Below are 1,231 nucleotides of genomic sequence, written 5' to 3'. Positions count from 1 at the left end.
AGCTGCTGCAGCACGTCCTTGACGAAGCCGTTGACGACGAGGCCGACCGCCTCTTCCTGGCTGAGGCCGCGCTGGACGCAGTAGAACAGCACGTCCTCGGAAATCTTCGAGGTGGTCGCTTCGTGCTCGAACGTCGCCGAGGAGTTCTTGGCCTCGATGTACGGCACGGTGTGCGCGCCGCATTTGTCGCCGATCAAGAGCGAATCGCAGGCGGTGAAGTTGCGGGCACCGGTTGCTTTCCGATGCGCCGTGACGAGGCCGCGATAGGTGTTCTGCGACCTGCCGGCGGCGATGCCCTTGGAGATGATCCGGCTCGACGTGTTCTTGCCGAGGTGAATCATCTTGGTACCGGAATCGACCTGCTGGAAGCCGTTCGAGATCGCGATCGAGTAGAACTCGCCGCGGGAATTGTCGCCGCGCAGAATGCAGCTCGGATATTTCCAGGTGATCGCCGAACCCGTCTCGACCTGGGTCCAGGAGATCTTGGAATTGTTGCCGCGGCAATCGCCACGCTTGGTGACGAAATTGTAGATGCCGCCCTTGCCTTCCGAGTTGCCGGGATACCAGTTCTGCACCGTCGAATATTTGATCTCGGCGTCGTCATGCGCGACGAGCTCGACCACGGCGGCGTGCAGCTGGTTCTCGTCGCGCTGCGGCGCGGTGCAGCCCTCGAGGTAGGAGACGTAAGAGCCCTTGTCGGCGATGATCAGGGTGCGCTCGAACTGGCCGGTGTTGCGCTCGTTGATGCGGAAATAGGTCGACAGCTCCATCGGGCAGCGCACGCCTGGCGGCACGTAGACGAACGAGCCGTCGGAGAACACCGCCGAGTTCAGCGTCGCGTAGAAATTGTCCGAGGTCGGAACCACGGAGCCGAGATATTTCTGCACCAGCTCGGGATGCTCGCGGATCGCTTCCGAGATCGGCATGAAGATCACGCCGGCCTTCTTCAGCTCCGCCTTGAACGTGGTCGCCACCGAGACCGAATCGAACACTGCGTCGACCGCGATCTTGCGGCGGGCGGGATCTTCCTCGCCCACCTTCGGCTCGACGCCTTCGAGCATGGCGACTTCCCGCAAGGGGATGCCGAGCTTCTCGTAGGTCTTCAGGATCTCCGGATCGATCTCGTCGAGCGAGGACACCGTCTTCTTCGGCTTCGGCGCCGAATAGTAATAGAGGTCCTGGAAGTCGATCTTGGGATAGTCGACGCGCGCCCAGGTCGGCTCCTGCATGG

1 protein-coding gene is annotated in these 1,231 nt (G+C 62.1%); it reads right to left on the bottom strand.

Translation table 11 applies throughout. The features are described from left to right. A partial coding sequence (gene sufB / locus D6B98_RS39610) for a Fe-S cluster assembly protein SufB (RefSeq protein ID WP_126262256.1) occupies nt 1-1,231 on the bottom strand: 1,231 nt, incomplete at both ends.

It is taken from the genome of Bradyrhizobium sp. LVM 105 (genome assembly GCF_003957705.1).
In the GTDB taxonomy this organism is placed as follows: domain Bacteria; phylum Pseudomonadota; class Alphaproteobacteria; order Rhizobiales; family Xanthobacteraceae; genus Bradyrhizobium; species Bradyrhizobium frederickii.
Note: the sequence above shows the minus strand (reverse complement) of the source record. Positions and strands in the feature narration are given on the sequence as shown.